18 protein-coding genes are annotated in these 17028 nt (G+C 53.3%); 6 read left to right on the top strand and 12 right to left on the bottom strand.

Going from position 1 to position 17028, the window contains the following annotated elements; genetic code table 11:
* Positions 1-2: 2 nt before the first annotated feature.
* Positions 3-239: a DUF1656 domain-containing protein gene (locus EoCCA6_RS00220; protein ID WP_152080912.1), complete on the bottom strand. Its 237-nt coding sequence runs from the start codon at positions 237-239 to the stop codon at positions 3-5.
* Positions 240-424: 185 nt separating this feature from the next.
* On the opposite strand from EoCCA6_RS00220, the gene slyA reads away from it, so the two are divergent.
* Positions 425-865: a transcriptional regulator SlyA gene (gene slyA / locus EoCCA6_RS00225; protein ID WP_152080913.1), complete on the top strand. Its 441-nt coding sequence runs from the start codon at positions 425-427 to the stop codon at positions 863-865.
* Between the two features lie 36 nt (positions 866-901).
* On the opposite strand, the gene EoCCA6_RS00230 is transcribed toward slyA, so the two are convergent.
* Positions 902-2263 carry a sensor domain-containing diguanylate cyclase gene (locus EoCCA6_RS00230; RefSeq protein WP_152080914.1) on the bottom strand — a complete coding sequence of 454 codons (1362 nt, stop codon included), beginning with the start codon at positions 2261-2263 and terminating at the stop codon, positions 902-904.
* Between the two features lie 199 nt (positions 2264-2462).
* The gene (slyB, locus tag EoCCA6_RS00235) at positions 2463-2930 is read right to left on the bottom strand and encodes an outer membrane lipoprotein SlyB (RefSeq protein ID WP_152080915.1); all 468 of its coding nucleotides are present in this window, start codon (positions 2928-2930) and stop codon (positions 2463-2465) included.
* 254 nt (positions 2931-3184) lie between these two features.
* On the opposite strand from slyB, the gene anmK reads away from it, so the two are divergent.
* The 5 genes from anmK (at position 3185) to pdxY (ending at position 7769) form a co-directional block, all read left to right on the top strand.
* Entirely contained in the window at positions 3185-4309 is a 1125-nt protein-coding gene (gene anmK / locus EoCCA6_RS00240) for an anhydro-N-acetylmuramic acid kinase (RefSeq protein ID WP_152080916.1), read from the top strand.
* Between the two features lie 95 nt (positions 4310-4404).
* Positions 4405-4728, top strand: a complete 324-nt coding sequence (mliC, locus tag EoCCA6_RS00245) for a C-type lysozyme inhibitor (RefSeq protein ID WP_152080917.1) — start codon at positions 4405-4407, stop codon at positions 4726-4728.
* Positions 4729-4785: 57 nt separating this feature from the next.
* Positions 4786-5442: a pyridoxamine 5'-phosphate oxidase gene (gene pdxH / locus EoCCA6_RS00250; RefSeq protein ID WP_152084369.1), complete on the top strand. Its 657-nt coding sequence runs from the start codon at positions 4786-4788 to the stop codon at positions 5440-5442.
* Between the two features lie 125 nt (positions 5443-5567).
* Positions 5568-6842 carry a tyrosine--tRNA ligase gene (tyrS, locus tag EoCCA6_RS00255; protein WP_152080918.1) on the top strand — a complete coding sequence of 425 codons (1275 nt, stop codon included), beginning with the start codon at positions 5568-5570 and terminating at the stop codon, positions 6840-6842.
* A 66-nt stretch (positions 6843-6908) separates the two neighbouring features.
* The gene (gene pdxY, locus EoCCA6_RS00260; RefSeq protein WP_152080919.1) at positions 6909-7769 is read left to right on the top strand and encodes a pyridoxal kinase PdxY; all 861 of its coding nucleotides are present in this window, start codon (positions 6909-6911) and stop codon (positions 7767-7769) included.
* Positions 7770-7853: 84 nt separating this feature from the next.
* Here the strand turns inward: pdxY and gstA are convergent, their stop codons facing one another.
* The 9 genes from gstA to rsxA all read right to left on the bottom strand — a co-directional run bounded on the left by gstA (position 7854) and on the right by rsxA (position 16956).
* Complete coding sequence (gene gstA / locus EoCCA6_RS00265) at positions 7854-8459, bottom strand: glutathione transferase GstA (protein ID WP_152080920.1); 606 nt, start codon at positions 8457-8459, stop codon at positions 7854-7856.
* 104 nt (positions 8460-8563) lie between these two features.
* Positions 8564-10072, bottom strand: a complete 1509-nt coding sequence (dtpA, locus tag EoCCA6_RS00270) for a dipeptide/tripeptide permease DtpA (protein WP_152080921.1) — start codon at positions 10070-10072, stop codon at positions 8564-8566.
* A 615-nt stretch (positions 10073-10687) separates the two neighbouring features.
* A complete protein-coding gene (gene nth, locus EoCCA6_RS00275) occupies positions 10688-11323 on the bottom strand; it encodes an endonuclease III (RefSeq protein ID WP_152080922.1) in 636 nt (211 codons plus the stop codon).
* On the bottom strand, positions 11320-12006 hold the full coding sequence (locus EoCCA6_RS00280) for an electron transport complex subunit E (protein WP_152080923.1): 687 nt from the start codon (positions 12004-12006) through the stop codon (positions 11320-11322). Before EoCCA6_RS00280 ends, nth begins: the two co-directional genes overlap by 4 nt.
* A 2-nt stretch (positions 12007-12008) precedes the next feature.
* Entirely contained in the window at positions 12009-12629 is a 621-nt protein-coding gene (gene rsxG / locus EoCCA6_RS00285; protein ID WP_152080924.1) for an electron transport complex subunit RsxG, read from the bottom strand.
* A 10-nt stretch (positions 12630-12639) separates the two neighbouring features.
* Positions 12640-13692, bottom strand: a complete 1053-nt coding sequence (gene rsxD, locus EoCCA6_RS00290; RefSeq protein ID WP_152080925.1) for an electron transport complex subunit RsxD — start codon at positions 13690-13692, stop codon at positions 12640-12642.
* Positions 13693-15804 (bottom strand): electron transport complex subunit RsxC, encoded by a 2112-nt coding sequence (rsxC, locus tag EoCCA6_RS00295; RefSeq protein WP_152080926.1) that lies wholly within the window; start codon positions 15802-15804, stop codon positions 13693-13695. It abuts the gene before it with no gap.
* Entirely contained in the window at positions 15797-16375 is a 579-nt protein-coding gene (gene rsxB, locus EoCCA6_RS00300) for an electron transport complex subunit RsxB (protein ID WP_152080927.1), read from the bottom strand. Before rsxB ends, rsxC begins: the two co-directional genes overlap by 8 nt.
* Complete coding sequence (gene rsxA / locus EoCCA6_RS00305) at positions 16375-16956, bottom strand: electron transport complex subunit RsxA (protein WP_152080928.1); 582 nt, start codon at positions 16954-16956, stop codon at positions 16375-16377. The genes rsxB and rsxA overlap by 1 nt, the downstream gene beginning before the upstream one ends.
* Between the last annotated feature and the right edge of the window lie 72 nt (positions 16957-17028).

The raw sequence follows: 17028 nt of genomic DNA on the forward strand, positions 1-17028 counted from the left end.
ATTCACCACACAATCAACACAGCAAGGCCAAGACACACGGACAGGGCAAACAGGGAAAGATCCATTAACATGGGGTGCCAGATTTCACCGGAATACATCCAGTCACGCAGCAGGCGATGCGCAACAAGCCAGATTAAAAAGCCCAGCATGACGGCTTTAAACAGGGGAGGGAAATAGACTGACGCACCAACGATCAGGTCCTGAAGCGGTAACCCCGTGGAGCTTAAAGAGAACGTCACGAGCAGAGATCCTTTGCAGTGGAGAGAATGCCACGATGGCCTGTCTTTTCACGATGAACATCAGTATTCAGTGTAAATCATACTTTCAGCATCGATGAATGCAGTATTGCATTTGTTTTGGCACTATAAATGCTGCACACTATTCTAAAATCAGTATAATAACTTAGCAAGCTAATTATAAGGAGATGAAATTGGAATCGCCATTAGGTTCTGATCTGGCAAGGTTAGTACGCGTCTGGCGTGCTCTGATTGACCATCGCCTGAAACCTCTGGAATTGACACAGACGCATTGGGTTACGCTGCATAACATCCATCAGCTTCCACCCGAACAGTCGCAAATTCAACTGGCTAAAGCGATCGGTATTGAGCAGCCTTCGTTAGTGCGTACGCTCGACCAGCTGGAGGAGAAGGGGCTGATCTCCCGGCAAACCTGTGCCAGCGATCGTCGCGCTAAGCGTATTAAACTTACTGAAAAAGCAGCCCCCATTATTACCGAGATGGAAGCTGTGATCAGCAAAACGCGGGGGGAGATCCTGTCAGGGATCACGCCTGCAGAACTTGAAATGCTAATCGGCCTCATTAGCCGTCTCGAGCAGAATATACATGAGCTGCAGTCACGCGACTAAAACATAAAAAAGCCTTGCAACCGCAAGGCTTTTTTTTCACTGATAGACGACAACCCGGTTCCGGCCCGTCTCTTTCGCTTCGTACATGGCTTTATCTGCGCTTTCTACACACTCTTCAGCGGTAATCTCCGGAGACGTTGCGGTAAAGACCCCCATACTAATGGTTATTGGTTCGGGTAATTGTCCACCGCTGCTGGCTTTGTCAAAGCTGCTTAATTTCAGCCGAATCCGCTCTGCAACCTGACGCGCTGCGTCGGAAGAGGTGTTGCTCAGCATCAGGACAAACTCTTCGCCACCAATACGCGCCGCAATATCCTGAGGGCGAACCGAGTCCATCAGCAGGTTGGAAACAAACTGCAAAACTTTGTCCCCCTGCAAATGCCCGTAGCAATCGTTAATACGCTTGAAACGGTCAAGATCGCTCACTATCACCGAAACAGGACGTGTCTCTTTTGCTGTGCTGAGCGACTGGTTAAGCGAGTCGTAAAAATAGCTGCGGTTGTAGAGGCGCGTCAGTGGATCGCGAATCGAGTTCTGATAAGACTGCTGATACTTTAAATGCGAGTCACGATAGAGATTAAACACGTCATACAGCAGAACGAAAATAATAAGCAATGTAGCGACGGTTTCAAATAATCGTGAGCGATACCAGGAGATATCCTCTGCATGGCCACCAAACAACAGCATTAACAGGGTCACGACATAACAGACGCATAAAAAATTACCGCCAATCCAGAAAAGATTTTTAACGCGCGTAATAATCATCAGCGTGAGAAGTGTAACGATCCACAGAATGATTAAGATAATATTGACAGCCTGGCTCCAGAGAACCATAAATTGCCGGGTTTCATTATCGACGAGATCAACGGATAACAGCGGTGAGTGGCTGGAATAGAACCAGGAAAGCGTAACCATGCTCAGGGTAAAAACAAGCACGCCAGCAACGATGAAAATATGCGACAGCCGCGAAAGAGGGTGGTTTCGTAACGTGTACAGTATCGCTGAAGCAATGATCAGCACTGCCATTAAAATATGGCGGAACATATAGAAGATCATGGCATCGTTGTAGTTGACGACGTTGAACTGATAAAGGTCAAGCCAGGCCGGAAAACTGGACAGCGTCCCCACCATCAGCAGTGCCGAGCCGGTGAAGGCAAGCGCAATGGGAACCAGATACAACCGCCTTCTGTCGCACCAGTATTTCATTGCCATAAAACACGCAATAAATAAATGGAACACCAGTAAAAAAATGGTGAGCGTGGGGAATAAAAGCGGTGAAAACGAAGGGACCAGTTCAACCAGTTTAGAGAAGAAAGTTTGTAATATCCCAATAACAATAATGCAGCCAAGGCAGAAAGAGATATAACGATTCTTTACATAACGATTCATCGCAAGCATAAATATTTTTAACAAAATAATAGAAATCAATAAAAAGAGAATTGCGAGGAGTCTAACGTGAAAGGATCGTGAATACTTTGCGCAGGAACAATATAGTAAAGAATAAGCAATAATTGCTGAGAATGAATTTTGTAAATATATTCATTCTATTTATGTATTTTGTAAAGGGATGTAGTCATTTGACCACATCCCTAATTAATTAACGCGGAGAGACGGTGACCTGGCTACCATTGCTTGCCAGTACAACACGCTGGCCTGCGGAGAAGCGGGTATTACCCTGTTTCTGAACAACCATGATGGTATTCCCGTCGTCTTTACGGATTTCCAGTTCGACGCCCTGCGTTTTATTCATCGCACCCTGTACGCCCTGGCCCGCGACACCACCGGCTACAGCACCTGCTGCGGTTGCCAGAGAACGACCCGTACCGCCACCAATGGTGTTACCCAGGAAGCCACCCAGCACGGCACCGCCAATTGCACCCACAACATTGGTGTCATCTCCCCCCTGGATCTGAACAGGACGGGCATTAACGATAGTGCCGTATGTGACGTTCTGAACCTGTTTGGCTTCAGAAGCGCTATATACGTCGCCGGAAAGTGAACTGTCATTCACACAACCAGCCAGTGTTAAACCAATCAGCGAAACGCCCAGTGCACGTAACATCATTTGAATCTCCTGTTCACCAAAAACGCCCGAATCGGGCATCCGTTATGGCTAAATTATATGGCATCAGGGGCCATAGTTCTATTTTTCCACTCATACCAGGAAAATTGTACTTGAATTTGACTTAACGAGACATAAACAAGAGCGTCCGTGTGTTACATGTCTGACATTGTTAAAAAATATTATCTCCGCATAGTAAAGCGTCGCTGTTTATGGTGGAGTGTTTAGCTTAAGCCCACGTAACGTAAGGAAAGCGCATGAAATCGGGTCGCTATATCGGTGTGATGTCTGGCACCAGTCTTGATGGTGTTGATGTCGTACTGGCCGCAATCGATGAAAACATGGTGGCGCAGCAGGCAAGCCTGACCTGGCCGATCCCTGTCTCGTTAAAAGAGGACATTTTAAACATCTGTCAGGGCCAGCAACTGACGCTTTCACAGCTTGGGCAACTGGACGTGCGTCTGGGCTCATTATTTGCTGACGCGGTACTGGCGCTGATGCATAAAGAAAAACTTCAGCCGCAGGACATCGTCGCGATCGGCTGCCACGGACAGACGGTCTGGCATGAACCCACTGGCGATGCGCCACACACCCTGCAAATTGGTGATAACAACCAGATTGTGGCGAAGACGGGCGTAACGGTGGTCGGCGATTTTCGCCGTCGCGACATTGCTCTGGGCGGACAAGGCGCACCGCTGGTTCCGGCATTTCACCAGGCGTTGCTGGCTCATCCGGTAGAACGCCGGATGGTGCTTAATATCGGTGGGATTGCCAACCTGTCGATGCTCATTCCTGGTCAACCGGTCCGCGGGTATGACACCGGCCCTGGCAACATGTTGATGGACGCCTGGATCTGGCGTCAGTGCGGAAAACCATATGATAAGAACGCTGATTGGGCGAGCGAAGGGAAAGTGATTATCCCTCTGCTGCAGTCGATGTTAAGCGATCCCTGGTTTGCGCTGCCGGCACCGAAAAGCACCGGCCGTGAATATTTCAACTATGGCTGGCTCGAACGTCAGCTGGCGCAGTTTCCGGCGCTTGCCCCTCAGGATGTCCAGGCGACGCTTGCCGAGTTAACTGCCGTATCGATTTCCGAACAGGTTCTGCTCAGCGGTGGGTGCGAACGGCTGCTGGTATGCGGTGGCGGAAGCCGTAACCCACTGGTGATGGCACGTCTTGCCGGGCTGCTGCCCGGAACAGAAGTGACAACCACAGATGACGCCGGGATCAGCGGTGATGATATGGAGGCGCTGGCTTTCGCCTGGCTTGCCTGGCGCACCGTTGCCGGATTGCCAGGAAATTTACCCTCTGTGACAGGGGCGCGGGAAGCGAGCGTTCTCGGGGCGATTTACCCGGCAAACCCACGCCATAATCAGAGTTAACTGAAATCCAGCGAAGCCGACAGCCGTTACACTGGGTGCGAAAACAGGAGGACAGTAATGTCCTCCGGAACCAGAAAAGTGTTCGGAACACGCCCATGAAAAAACTTCTTCTTATTACTATCCCTTTTTTAATGACAGGATGCAGCGTCTATAACCAGTTCGTTGAGCGTATGCAGACCGATACGCTGGAGTATCGCTGCGATGAAAAGCCGCTGACCGTGAAGCTGAACAACCCGCGTCAGGAAGCCAGCTTTGTTTATGACAATAACCTGCTGACGCTGAAACAGGGAATATCGGCCTCCGGTGCGCGATATACGGACGGCATCTATGTATTCTGGTCAAAAGGTGACAGTGCAACGGTCTACAAACGTGACCGCATTGTGCTGAACAATTGCCAGCTTCAAAATCCGAAGCGTTGAGATTTTCACAGGGGCGGCGCACAATAGCGCCACCCTATGTCAATGTCAGCTAACGCCATGTCAGATAACGACGAATTGCAGCAAATCGCGCATCTGCGCCGTGAATACACCAAAGGTGGCTTACGTCGCCAGGATCTTCCCGCCGAACCGCTGGTGCTTTTTGAACGCTGGCTAAAACAAGCCTGTGAAGCCAAACTCGCCGACCCGACGGCCATGGTGGTCGCGACGGTGGATGAACACGGTCAGCCTTATCAGCGCATCGTGCTGCTTAAGCATTATGATGAGAAAGGGCTGGTGTTCTACACCAACCTGGGCAGTCGTAAAGCGCACCATTTAGAGAAAAACCCCCGTATCAGCCTGCTGTTCCCGTGGCATATGCTGGAGCGTCAGGTGATGGTCACAGGTAAAGCGGAACGTCTTTCCACACTGGAAGTGGTGAAATATTTTCACAGCCGTCCACGTGACAGCCAGATTGGTGCCTGGGTTTCAAAGCAGTCCAGCCGAATCTCTGCCCGCGGCGTACTGGAAAGTAAATTCCTCGAACTCAAACAGAAGTTCCAGCAGGGTGAAGTTCCGCTACCGAGTTTCTGGGGTGGATTCCGCATTCCCATTGAACAGATGGAATTCTGGCAGGGGGGCGAACATCGCCTGCATGACCGCTTTTTATACCAGCGCGACAATGGCAGCTGGAAAATCGACAGACTGGCACCGTAATCCCTGAAATTTGTTGTTTTAAGCGCTAGCGCACACAGCGCTGGCGCTTTATTCTATGGTCCTTTCGCATCAGGCGAAAAGTCGTGTACCGGCAAAGGTGCAGTCGTTTATACATGGAGAATTTGATGGCAAGCAGTAACTTGATTAAACAATTGCAAGAGCGGGGCCTCGTGGCTCAGGTGACGGACGAGGAAGCGTTAGCAGAGCGACTGGCGCAAGGCCCGATCGCGCTCTATTGCGGCTTCGATCCCACCGCTGACAGCTTGCATTTGGGGCATCTTGTTCCATTGTTATGCCTGAAACGCTTCCAGATGGCGGGCCACAAGCCTGTTGCCCTGGTGGGCGGCGCGACCGGTCTGATTGGCGACCCAAGTTTCAAAGCCGCTGAGCGTAAACTGAACACCGAAGACACCGTGCAGGAGTGGGTGGACAAGATCCGCAAACAGGTTGCGCCGTTCCTCGACTTCAACTGTGGTGACAATTCTGCAATTGCCGCGAACAACTATGACTGGTTTGGTGGCATGAACGTGCTGACCTTCCTGCGTGACATCGGCAAGCACTTCTCTGTTAACCAGATGATTAACAAAGAAGCGGTGAAGCAACGTCTGAACCGTGACGATCAGGGCATCTCTTTTACCGAGTTCTCCTACAACCTGCTGCAGGGCTATGACTTTGCGTGTCTGAACAAACTGCACGGCGTTTCCCTGCAGATTGGTGGTTCTGACCAGTGGGGTAACATCACCTCCGGTATCGATCTGACCCGTCGTCTGCACCAGAACCAGGTCTTCGGCCTGACCGTTCCGTTAATCACTAAAGCGGATGGCACCAAATTCGGTAAAACCGAAGGTGGCGCAGTATGGCTCGATCCGAAGAAAACCAGCCCGTATAAATTCTACCAGTTCTGGATCAACACGGCGGATGCCGACGTTTACCGCTTCCTGAAGTTCTTCACCTTCATGGACATTGAAGCGATCAATGCCCTCGAAGAAGAAGATAAAAACAGCGGTAAAGCGCCACGCGCGCAGTACGTGCTGGCGGATGAAGTCACCAGACTGGTTCATGGCGAAGAAGGTCTGGCAGCGGCGAAACGCATCACCGCAAGCCTGTTCAACGGTACGCTGAGCGATCTGAGCGAAGCGGACTTCGAACAGCTGGCACAGGATGGCGTGCCGATGGTGGAGATGGAAAAAGGTGCAGACCTGATGCAGGCGCTGGTGGATTCTGAGCTGCAGCCGTCCCGCGGACAGGCACGCAAAACCATCGCGTCTAACGCGATCACCATTAACGGTGAGAAACAGGCTGACCCGGAATACACCTTCGTTGACGGCGATCGTTTGTATGGCCGCTACACGCTGCTGCGTCGTGGTAAGAAAAACTACTGTCTGGTGTGCTGGAAGTAATTAAAAGTATGCAGGGGCGTGGGAAACCACGCCCTTTTGTTTTTTCAGGGTTGTGGTAAGTAAACAATGAAGAATATCCTCGCCATTCAGTCCCACGTTGTGTTTGGGCATGCTGGCAACAGCGCAGCGGAGTTCCCGATGCGCCGTCTCGGTGCCAACGTCTGGCCACTTAATACGGTACAGTTTTCCAACCATACGCAATACGGCAAATGGACCGGCTGCGTGATGCCGCCTTCGCACCTGACAGAGATTGTGCAGGGCATTGCTGATATTGACCAGCTTAAGCGCTGTGACGCCGTACTGAGCGGCTACCTCGGCTCGGCAGAGCAGGGTGAACATATCCTTGGCATTGTTCGTCAGGTAAAGGCGGCAAACCCGGCGGCGAAATATTTTTGCGACCCGGTAATGGGGCATCCTGAGAAGGGCTGCATTGTGGCCCCCGGCGTTGCAGAGTTTCATGTGCGCCATGCACTGCCCGCCAGCGATATCATCGCGCCAAACCTGATCGAACTGGAGATCCTCTGTGAGCATCCGGTTAACAGCGTAGAAGAGGCGGTAAGCGCTTCTCGCGAGCTGATTGCTCAGGGGCCTGAGATTGTACTGGTGAAGCACCTGGCGCGCGCCGGGTTGAGCCAGGACCGTTTCGAGATGCTGCTGGTGACGAAAGACGAAGCGTGGCATATCAGCCGTCCGCTGGTGGATTTTGGCGTGCGTCAGCCGGTCGGTGTGGGTGATGTGACCAGTGGCCTGCTGCTGGTGAAGTTATTACAGGGCGCGAGCCTGCGTGATGCGCTGGAGCACGTGACGGCAGCCGTTTATGAAATCATGATTGCGACGAAAACGATGCAGGAATATGAATTACAGGTTGTCGCGGCACAGGATCGTATCGCGAAGCCGGAGCACTATTTCAGCGCGACACAGCTTTAAACGATGCCCTGCGGCGCTGCGCTTGCAGGGGCTGGGGAATTGCCGGGTAAGCGTCAGCGCCACCCGGCAACACAGACCGCCTGGTTAGTTCAACCCTTCCGCTTTCAGCGCCGCCGCTACCGCAGGACGCGCTGCCACACGTTCCATATAAGACGCGATATGGTCTAACCCATCCAGGTTCAGCTTAACCGCGCGCGCCCAGCGCAGAACGGTAAACAGATACGCATCGGCAATCGTGAAACGCGCGCCACAGATCCACTGATCGTCTTTCAGCGAGTCGTTAATGTAGTGCAGCTTTTTCTCCAGCAGGGCACGCACGGTTGGTTTGTATTCTTCAGGCGTATCCGGACGGAAAAGCGGCGTGAAGCCTTTATGCAGCTCGGTGGCGATATAGTTCAGCCATTCCAGCGTCTTGTAGCGGGAAATACTGCCTGTGGGAGCCAGCAACTGGCGATCCGGGACGTTATCAGCCAGGAACTGCATAATCGCCACACCTTCGGTGAGCAGCGTACCGTCATCCAGCAGCAGAGCCGGAACTTGCCCCTTCGGGTTAATAGCAAAGAAGTCGTCGCCGTTTTCCAGGCGCTTTTTCATCAGATCAACGCCGTCCAGCGTGAAATCTTTGCCGCTCTCGCGCAGGGTAATATGGGAAGCAAGAGAGCATGCGCCTGGTTTGTAGAACAGTTTCATCGGTAACTCCTTTTTGCTGAGGTTTCCGCTATGTTAGTGCGCGGCAGGATAAAAAAAAAGCCGCTAATCATTAGCGGCTTCTGTTCAGTCGTTTCCCGATGACATTACGCGGTAGCGGTTTCGGTCGCTTTAGCGGTTTTGTCGTCGTCCTGAGTCATACGATTCAGTTTTGGTGCAGTCAGCAGCATCAACACAGCGATAACCGCCGTTGCGATACCGATTTGCATAAATACAGAACCGTAAACGTTCAGAGAGACCAGGGGATCGGTCACGTTATCCGGTACTGCCATCAGGTTTGCAATCTTACCTGCGATGATTGCTGCACCGGCAGTGGTCAGGAACCAGCTACCCATGATGAAGCCCATCAGACGCTGTGGCACCAGTTGTGCAACCATTGCCAGACCCAGACCGGAGATCATCAGCTCACCGATAGACTGCAGCGCGTAGCTCAGGATCAGCCAGTTAACGGAGACGATACCTGCGTCGGTCGCAAATTTCGTACCCAGCGGCAGCACCAGGAACGCGCCAGAGCAGAGCACCATACCGATAGCAAACTTATGCGGCATCGGCAGACGGTCACCCATCTTGTTATAGATAGCAGCCAGAATCGGGCTACCAATCATGATCCAGAACGGGTTCAGTGCCTGATACTGCTCCGGTTCGAACGCGATACCCAGAATAGAGTGTTCAACGTTGCGGATAGCGAAGAAGTTCAGAGAGGTTGGCATCTGGCTGTACAGCACGAAGAAGATAATCGCTTCCAGCATCAGAATGAAGGCAACAATCATCTTGCGGCGTGCAGCACCCTGCATGGAGAAGGCTTCTTTACCGAAGATGATAACGATACCGAGTGCAACCACACCCAGAACCGCACGAGCGACGCCCTGGTTATGCAGCAGCCAGGTCGCGACAGCCGCGAGGATCACAACGCCGACGATGGTGGCCAGCAGTTTGCCCATGTGTACTGGTTCGAAGTCCGGCTTTGAACCGTAGTCTTTCACCCAGCGTTTGCAGAAAGCAAAGTTCACCACGGTGATCAGCATACCGACCACGGACAGGGAGAACGCGACGCTCCAGCCGAATTTCGCGGCCAGCCATGGCGTTGCCAGCATGGAGAAGAAGGAACCGATGTTCACGGACATGTAGTACATGGTGAATGCACCGTCCAGACGCGGGTCATCTTTGCTGTAGCAGGTAGAGAGCAGGGAAGACGGGTTCGCTTTGAACAGACCGTTACCGACCGCGATGGTCGCCATACCCATATAGACCACAGCCGCATCATGCCCGGACCATGCAACCAGTGCATAACCAATCGCCAGCACGATGGCACCCAGCATAATGACACGTTTGGTGCCGAGAACTTTATCGCCCAGCCAGCCGCCGATAGCGACCAGGCCGTACACCAGTGCACTGAATGAAGAGAACAGCGTGATAGAATCTGCTTCGGACATACCCAGTTGTTTTACCAGGTAAACCGCCATGATCCCTTGCAGGCCGTAATAACCAAAACGCTCCCATAACTCAATAGAGAAGATGAGATAGAACGCTTTTGGTTGTTTAAAAGCGTTCAGGCTCACGCTTTCTTCTGTTGGTTTATTGTTTGCAGTAGACACATATACCTCTTTTTTTACATCCCATATTAACGGGGGTGTTCATAGCGTGATGACCGTAGTCCATCCGCTTTATAGTTATATTGGGAGGGGAAACGGCGGGTAATGTTCACTATCCTGACCCGTCTGGCAAGATGTTTGTAATACTCTGTTACATATAACTCAAGCGGTATAATCGTCGGATCATGCAAATGTTATTCAGCGTTAAATTTTATTGGTTGGATAATGCTGGTTTTTTTCACTACAGAATCCCCCTGAAAGCGGCTGTATGGCGATATGTTCTGCTATTTGGCCTTTCAGGTAGTGATATGGTCCATATTCTGAAAAATGAGTGGTCTTATCTGCGGTATTGAAAGGGTTATATCTTGTCTGGCAAAGGGTTTGCGCAAGGTTTAACAACAAAAATCCAACATGACGTTATCAGAGTGATCTTGATCACATATGTATAGAAATTTTTGATGATGAAAAAACAATTAACCTGTTTGAGTGTTAAATGACCACACAATCGACAACGTTAAAAGCATCAGGGACGGACAATTGACGGTCAAAAGGAAGGTTCACAGATGACCTTCCTTTTATAAGGTTTTGACAGGAGAAGTAAAAAAAGAAAAGGTGGGATCAGGAATAGACTTTTTCTTTAAATTCGCACAAATCTTCAATAATGCAGGAACCACAGCGGGGCTTGCGTGCAATACAGGTGTAGCGTCCATGAAGGATCAACCAGTGATGGCAATCAACCTTGAATTCGGCGGGAACAACTTTTAATAGTTTCTCTTCGACCTGCTCGACGTTTTTACCTGGCGCGAAGTTGGTGCGGTTAGACACGCGGAAAATATGAGTGTCAACGGCGATAGTCGGCCAGCCAAACGCAGTATTCAGCACCACATTCGCTGTCTTACGGCCTACGCCCGGCAGCGCTTCCAGCGCCGCACGATCTTCCGGCACCTCGCCACCATGCTGCTCCAGCAAAATGCGGCAGGTCTTAATCACATTTTCGGCTTTGCTGTTAAACAGGCCGATGGTCTTGATATAGGACTTCACGCCCTCCACGCCCAAATCAAGCATAGCCTGCGGCGTATTGGCAACGGGATAGAGCAGGGCAGTGGCTTTGTTGACGCTTACGTCAGTGGCCTGCGCAGAGAGCAGCACCGCGATCAGCAGCTCAAAAGGAGAGGTAAAATTCAGCTCCGTCGTGGGGTGTGGATTTTCATTCCGCAGACGGGTCAGGATCGCAATGCGTTTCTCTTTATTCATGAAGCCTTCTCGGGTATCCCTTCCTGAACGCTGCGCTCGGCGGCACGGCGTTTACGTTTTTCATCGATCAGGTATTTTATCGCCAGCATCATGCCAAGGCCAATAAAAGCGCCCGGTGGCAACATCGCCAGCAGGAACGGGGTGTCCGTATGGAACACCTCAATACGCAAGGCTCTTGCCCAGCCGCCCAGCAGTGCGTCCGCACCGTCAAACAGCGTACCGTTGCCCAGAATTTCGCGTAGTGATCCCAGAACGAACATTGCGCCGGTGGCTCCCATACCGATAGAGAATCCATCCAGCGCTGACATGGCCGGGCTATTCTTCACCGCAAAGGCTTCCGCACGGCCCACGACGATACAGTTGGTTACAATAAGCGGAATAAAGATCCCAAGCGACTGGTACAGGCCAAACGCATAGGCGTTAATCAGCATCTGCACGACACTCACCACCGAGGCGATGATCATCACGTAAATCGGAATACGGATTTCCGACGGCGTCCAGCGGCGCAGGGCAGAGATGGACAAGTTGGTCAGGGTCAGCACCAGCGTCGTCGCCAGGCCCAGACCAAGCGCGTTGGTCGCAGTGGATGTGACCGCCAGCAGCGGGCACATCCCCAGCAACTGCACCAGCGCGGAGTTGTTCTTCCAGAGTCCCTGGACGATAACCTCTTTAACCTGGCTCATGATTACTCCTCACAGGCCGGAAGATTGTTGATCTGCGCGGGCAGCGTTTCTGCATATAACCCGGCACGTTTTACGGCGTTAACGACCGCGCGTGGCGTGATGGTTGCCCCCGTGAACTGGTCGAACTCACCGCCATCTTTCTTCACCGCAAAGGCAGTATCATTTTCGCCATGAATAACTTTACCGGCAAAGTGCAAAATCCAGTCACTCAGACGTGGTTCGATCTTATCTCCAAGACCCGGTGTCTCGTGATGTTCCGTCACGCGGGTGCCCAGCACGGTACCTGAGAAATCGCTTCCCACAAGCAGTTGAATGGCACCTGAGTAGCCATCGGGTGCGGTTGCCTCCATTACGGCACCTACCGCATCATCCCCTTTACGTGCAATAAAGACGCGATGCGTCCCTTTGCCTAACTGGGGAGCCTGAACAATAAAGCAGCTTTTCTGCAGGTCATTATCGTAGAAGTCAGACGGGATCACCTGATCAAACAGCGCTTTTTGCTGCTTCGTGGCCTGCTCATCAATCGTTGTTTTGGTCAGTTCGTTAACCAGCGCGGTCAGCCCTGTCAGGGCTGCGGCGAAAATTGCCAGCGTCACGCCGTGTTTTTGCATTGTTTTTAGCATGGCGAAACCCTTAGCGGTGACCGTATACGCGCGGACGCGTGTAGTAGTCGATAAGCGGAACGGTAATATTAGCGAGCAGGACGGCAAAGGCGACGCCATCGGGGTAACCGCCAAAGCTGCGGATAAGCCAGACCAGCAACCCCGCCAGCGCGCCAAAGATCATGCGGCCACGGTTGGTCGTTGAGGCCGTTACCGGATCGGTCAGAATAAAGAACGCGCCCAGCATAGTGGCACCAGAGAGCAGATGCATCTGTGGGCTGGCCAGTGATTCAGGGGCGAATAACCAACCGAGCGTAGAGCAGAGCGCCAGCGTCACGAGGAAACTGACCGGAATATGCCAGCGAATCGCTTTCTGTTGCAGCAGGAACACACCACCCAACAGATACGCCAGGTTGACCCACTGCCAGCCAGCACCTGCCAGCATGCCGCTGTAGATAGGCGATTTCATAATCTGCTCAACGCTGTGTCCGGCATGCAGGGACGTTTTAAAGGTATCGAGCGGCGTGGCCTGGCTAATACCGTCCACGCCCATACGCAGCGTGTTCATATCCGCACCGAGCGCCGTATGGCCGGTAAAGATCACCTGCAGCGCATCCATAAAGCCAGGCACGGTTGCAGCGATCTCATGCGGCGGCAACCAGCTGGTCATCTGCACCGGGAAGGAGATCAGCAGCACTACGTAACCAATCATCGCCGGGTTAAACGGGTTATGCCCCAGTCCGCCATAGAGCTGTTTAGCGATAATCACGGCGAATACCGTGCCTAACACCACCATCCACCACGGCGCAAACGGAGGAATACTGATTGCCAGCAGGAGGCCTGTCAGGAGCGCGGAGTTGTCGCTCAAAATACGGGTGACATTCATCTTGCGCAGCTTCAGGATCAGGGCTTCCGCCGCTAAGGCGCTGGCACAGCCAAGAACCAACTGGAAAAGGCTTCCCCAGCCGAAGAACCAGAGCTGTACGGCAATGCCAGGCAGTGCAGCCAGGCAGACCAGCATCATAATGCGTGATGTCTGGCGCTGGTTATGGGTATAAGGGGAACTTGCGATTCTGAAAACCATTTAATCCTCGTTAACGGCTTGCTGTGCGGCTTTCTTCGCCTGAACGCGCGCAATCGCGGCAGCGACGGCGGCTTTGCGTGGATCGTCGTTCGCGGCTTCGGATTGTTCTTCCTGCTGTGCCGCTTTACGCGCTTTGGCACGGGCGATGGCCGCTTCAACGGCTGCCTTGCGTGGGTCCACCGTTTCCGGTGCAGGTGCTACGTTCTGCTGTTCGGCTTTACGCGCTTTGGCGCGGGCGATGGCCGCTTCAACGGCTGCCTTGCGTGGGTCCACCGTTTCCGGTACAGGCGCTACGTTCTGCTGTTCGGCTTTACGCGCTTTGGCACGGGCGATGGCCGCTTCAACGGCTGCCTTGCGTGGGTCCACCGTTTCCGGTGCAGGCGCTACGCTCTGCTGTTCGGCTTTACGCGCTTTGGCGCGGGCGATGGCCGCTTCAACAGCAGCTTTACGCGGATCGACTTCAGCGTCTGCCTGCGTGTTTTTCGCTTTCTCTGCCTGACGAGCACGGGCTTCGGCCTTACGCGCTTCGCGGGCGGCAATCGCTTCACTGTTATCCGGCTTCTCGCCCGCAGCGATGACGATGGTTTGCGCCGCAGTCGCTTTTTTCTCGCGAACGCGTGCCAGCGCGGCGTTAATCGCGTCCTGATCTTTCTCACCAGGCTGCACAGCAGCTTGTTTATGACGTTCCTGGCGAGCGAGTTTCTCGCGCTCAAGTCGTGCCTGACGCGCCTCAAAACGGGCTTTCGCTTCGGCCGCGCGCTTCTCTTCCATCGAAATGGCGTAAATCTCTGCCTTCTCCTGACGGAAATACTGCACCAGCGGAATGTTGCTTGGGCAGACCCAGGCACAGGCACCGCACTCGATACAGTCGGCAAGATTGTGCGCTTTCGCCTTATCGTGCAATTGACCTTTGCTGTACCAGTAAAGCTGCTGCGGCAGCAGATCCGCCGGGCAGGCATCGGCACAGGCGCTGCAGCGAATACAGCCTTTCTCTTCCTGCTCTTCGCCCATCTCCGTTGGGGAAGGGGCGAGCAGGCAGTTGGTAATTTTCACCACCGGAACATCCAGCCACGGCAGGGTAAAGCCCATCAGCGGGCCGCCCATAATCACCATCTGGTCGCTGCCAGGGCAGAATCCGGCCTGTTCCAGCAGATGGCGTACCGGTGTGCCCAGACGCGCCCAGACGTTGCCAGGACGAGACACTGACTCACCGGTCAACGTCACCACGCGCTCGGTCAGCGGCTCGCCGTCAACAACCGCGCGTTTTACCGCATACGCCGTGCCGACGTTTTGCATCAGCACGCCAATATCAGAGGAACGACCGCCGTGCGGCACCTGTTTACCGGTCAGTATTTGCGTGAGCTGTTTCGCACCGCCAGACGGGTATTTGGTCGGGATGACGCGCAGGCTAATATCGTGGCTGCCCGCCAGCACTGCACGCAGCATGGAGATCGCCTGCGGTTTGTTATCTTCAATGCCGATCAGCACTTCACGTGGTTGCAGAATGTGCGCGAGGATACGAATGCCTTCCACCACCTGCGCAGCGCAGTCCTGCATCAGACGATCGTCTGCGGTAATGTACGGTTCACACTCGGCGGCGTTGATAATCAGCGTCTCGATTTTGTCGCCGCCACCGCGCAGTTTAATGCCCGTCGGGAACCCCGCGCCACCCAGCCCGGCCACGCCGAACTGATGAATACGTTCAATGAGCGCCTCACGGCTATGAGTGCGATAATCGCTCCAGCCATCACGTTCGATCCAGCGGTCTTCACCGTCGGCTTCAATGATAACGCTCAGTTCAGAGAGAGCAGAAGGGTGTGCCACGGTATGGGGAGCAATCGACACCACCCGGCCGGAGGTGGGGGCGTGTACCGGCAACATACGTCCACGACCAAAGGTCAACGGCTGGCCGCGAAGGACAAGGTCGCCTTCTTTCACGCACAGTTCGCCTTCCGTACCGATATGCTGTTTCAGCGGCATAACGTAACGGGTCGCCAGCGGTATTTGACGCAGCGGTGTGCCGTTGGACTGGGTTTTCATCTCTGGTGGATGAATGCCACCATCGAAGTCCCAAATCTTCTCTTTTCTGAAAGCAGAAAATAACTTAAGCATGTTGTTCCACAGGAATGATGCGAACCGGAATGGTTTGAAGATCCCACTTCCAGTTTTCGGTAGTCGTTTCAACCGGGCGTAATTCTATACACTGCGTCGGGCAGGGGGCCACGCAGAGGTTACAGCCGGTGCACAAATCCGCCACAACGGTGTGCATAGCGCGGGTTGCGCCGACGATAGCGTCAACGGGGCACGCCTGAATACATTTAGTGCAGCCAATGCAGTTGGCTTCGTCGATCACGGCGAGGGCTCGTACCGGCTCCTGCACCTCCGCACCGCCATCAACAGGCTGCGGATCGACATTAAGCAGGGCGGCAATTTTCAGCATTACCGCTTCGCCACCAGGCGCACAGCGGTTGATTTTTTCACCCTGAATACCCACCGCCTCCGCATAAGGGCGGCAGCCAGGGTAGCCACATTGCCCACACTGGCTCTGCGGTAACAGTTCATCGATTTTTTCAACAACCGGATCGTCCTCGACCGCGAAACGGCGGGAGGCATAGCCCAGAATGATGCCAAACACTAATCCCAGTACGCTGATGGACGCGATGGCAATCCAGATAGCATTCATTACAACTTCACCAGACCACTAAAGCCCATAAAGGCCAGAGACATTAAGCCCGCAGTAACGAGCGCAATCGCATTACCGCGAAACGGCGCAGGAATATCTGCCGCCGCCAGACGTTCACGAATCGAGGCGAACAGCACCATAACCAGAGAAAAACCTACCGCGGCGGAGAAACCGTACAGCGCCGACTGCATAAAGTTGTGCCCAAGGTTAATGTTCAGCAGCGCCACACCCAGCACGGCACAGTTGGTGGTGATCAGTGGCAGAAAGATGCCCAGCAGGCGATACAGCGCCGGGCTGGTTTTGCGTACAACCATTTCGGTGAATTGCACCACCACCGCGATGACCAGAATAAAGGCCAGCGTGCGTAAATAGGTTAAGCCCAACGGGATGAGGACCCAGGTGTCAATCCACCAGGCGCAAATCGACGCCAGCGTCATCACGAAGGTGGTCGCCAGCCCCATGCCCATTGCCGTCTCCAGTTTTTTGGAAACGCCCATAAACGGGCACAGGCCGAGGAACTTCACCAGCACGAAGTTGTTAACCAGCACAGTTCCGACAAAGAGCAGTAAGTAATCGGTCATTATTCAGCCTGAAATAAAAAAGCCGCCTATTATCGGACAAACCACACCAGGCGACAACAGGTTAACTGTAAG

The organism is Enterobacter oligotrophicus (genome assembly GCF_009176645.1).
Classification (GTDB): domain Bacteria; phylum Pseudomonadota; class Gammaproteobacteria; order Enterobacterales; family Enterobacteriaceae; genus Enterobacter; species Enterobacter oligotrophicus.

Coding starts and splice junctions, on each gene's coding strand:
- slyA (WP_152080913.1), top strand. CDS start 425: ATGAAATTGGAATCGCCATTAGGTTCTGATCTGGCAAGGTTAGTACGC.
- EoCCA6_RS00230 (WP_152080914.1), bottom strand. CDS start 2,263: ATGCTTGCGATGAATCGTTATGTAAAGAATCGTTATATCTCTTTCTGC.
- slyB (WP_152080915.1), bottom strand. CDS start 2,930: ATGATGTTACGTGCACTGGGCGTTTCGCTGATTGGTTTAACACTGGCT.
- anmK (WP_152080916.1), top strand. CDS start 3,185: ATGAAATCGGGTCGCTATATCGGTGTGATGTCTGGCACCAGTCTTGAT.
- mliC (WP_152080917.1), top strand. CDS start 4,405: ATGAAAAAACTTCTTCTTATTACTATCCCTTTTTTAATGACAGGATGC.
- pdxH (WP_152084369.1), top strand. CDS start 4,786: ATGTCAGATAACGACGAATTGCAGCAAATCGCGCATCTGCGCCGTGAA.
- tyrS (WP_152080918.1), top strand. CDS start 5,568: ATGGCAAGCAGTAACTTGATTAAACAATTGCAAGAGCGGGGCCTCGTG.
- pdxY (WP_152080919.1), top strand. CDS start 6,909: ATGAAGAATATCCTCGCCATTCAGTCCCACGTTGTGTTTGGGCATGCT.
- gstA (WP_152080920.1), bottom strand. CDS start 8,459: ATGAAACTGTTCTACAAACCAGGCGCATGCTCTCTTGCTTCCCATATT.
- nth (WP_152080922.1), bottom strand. CDS start 11,323: ATGAATAAAGAGAAACGCATTGCGATCCTGACCCGTCTGCGGAATGAA.
- EoCCA6_RS00280 (WP_152080923.1), bottom strand. CDS start 12,006: ATGAGCCAGGTTAAAGAGGTTATCGTCCAGGGACTCTGGAAGAACAAC.
- rsxG (WP_152080924.1), bottom strand. CDS start 12,629: ATGCTAAAAACAATGCAAAAACACGGCGTGACGCTGGCAATTTTCGCC.
- rsxD (WP_152080925.1), bottom strand. CDS start 13,692: ATGGTTTTCAGAATCGCAAGTTCCCCTTATACCCATAACCAGCGCCAG.
- rsxC (WP_152080926.1), bottom strand. CDS start 15,804: ATGCTTAAGTTATTTTCTGCTTTCAGAAAAGAGAAGATTTGGGACTTC.
- rsxB (WP_152080927.1), bottom strand. CDS start 16,375: ATGAATGCTATCTGGATTGCCATCGCGTCCATCAGCGTACTGGGATTA.
- rsxA (WP_152080928.1), bottom strand. CDS start 16,956: ATGACCGATTACTTACTGCTCTTTGTCGGAACTGTGCTGGTTAACAAC.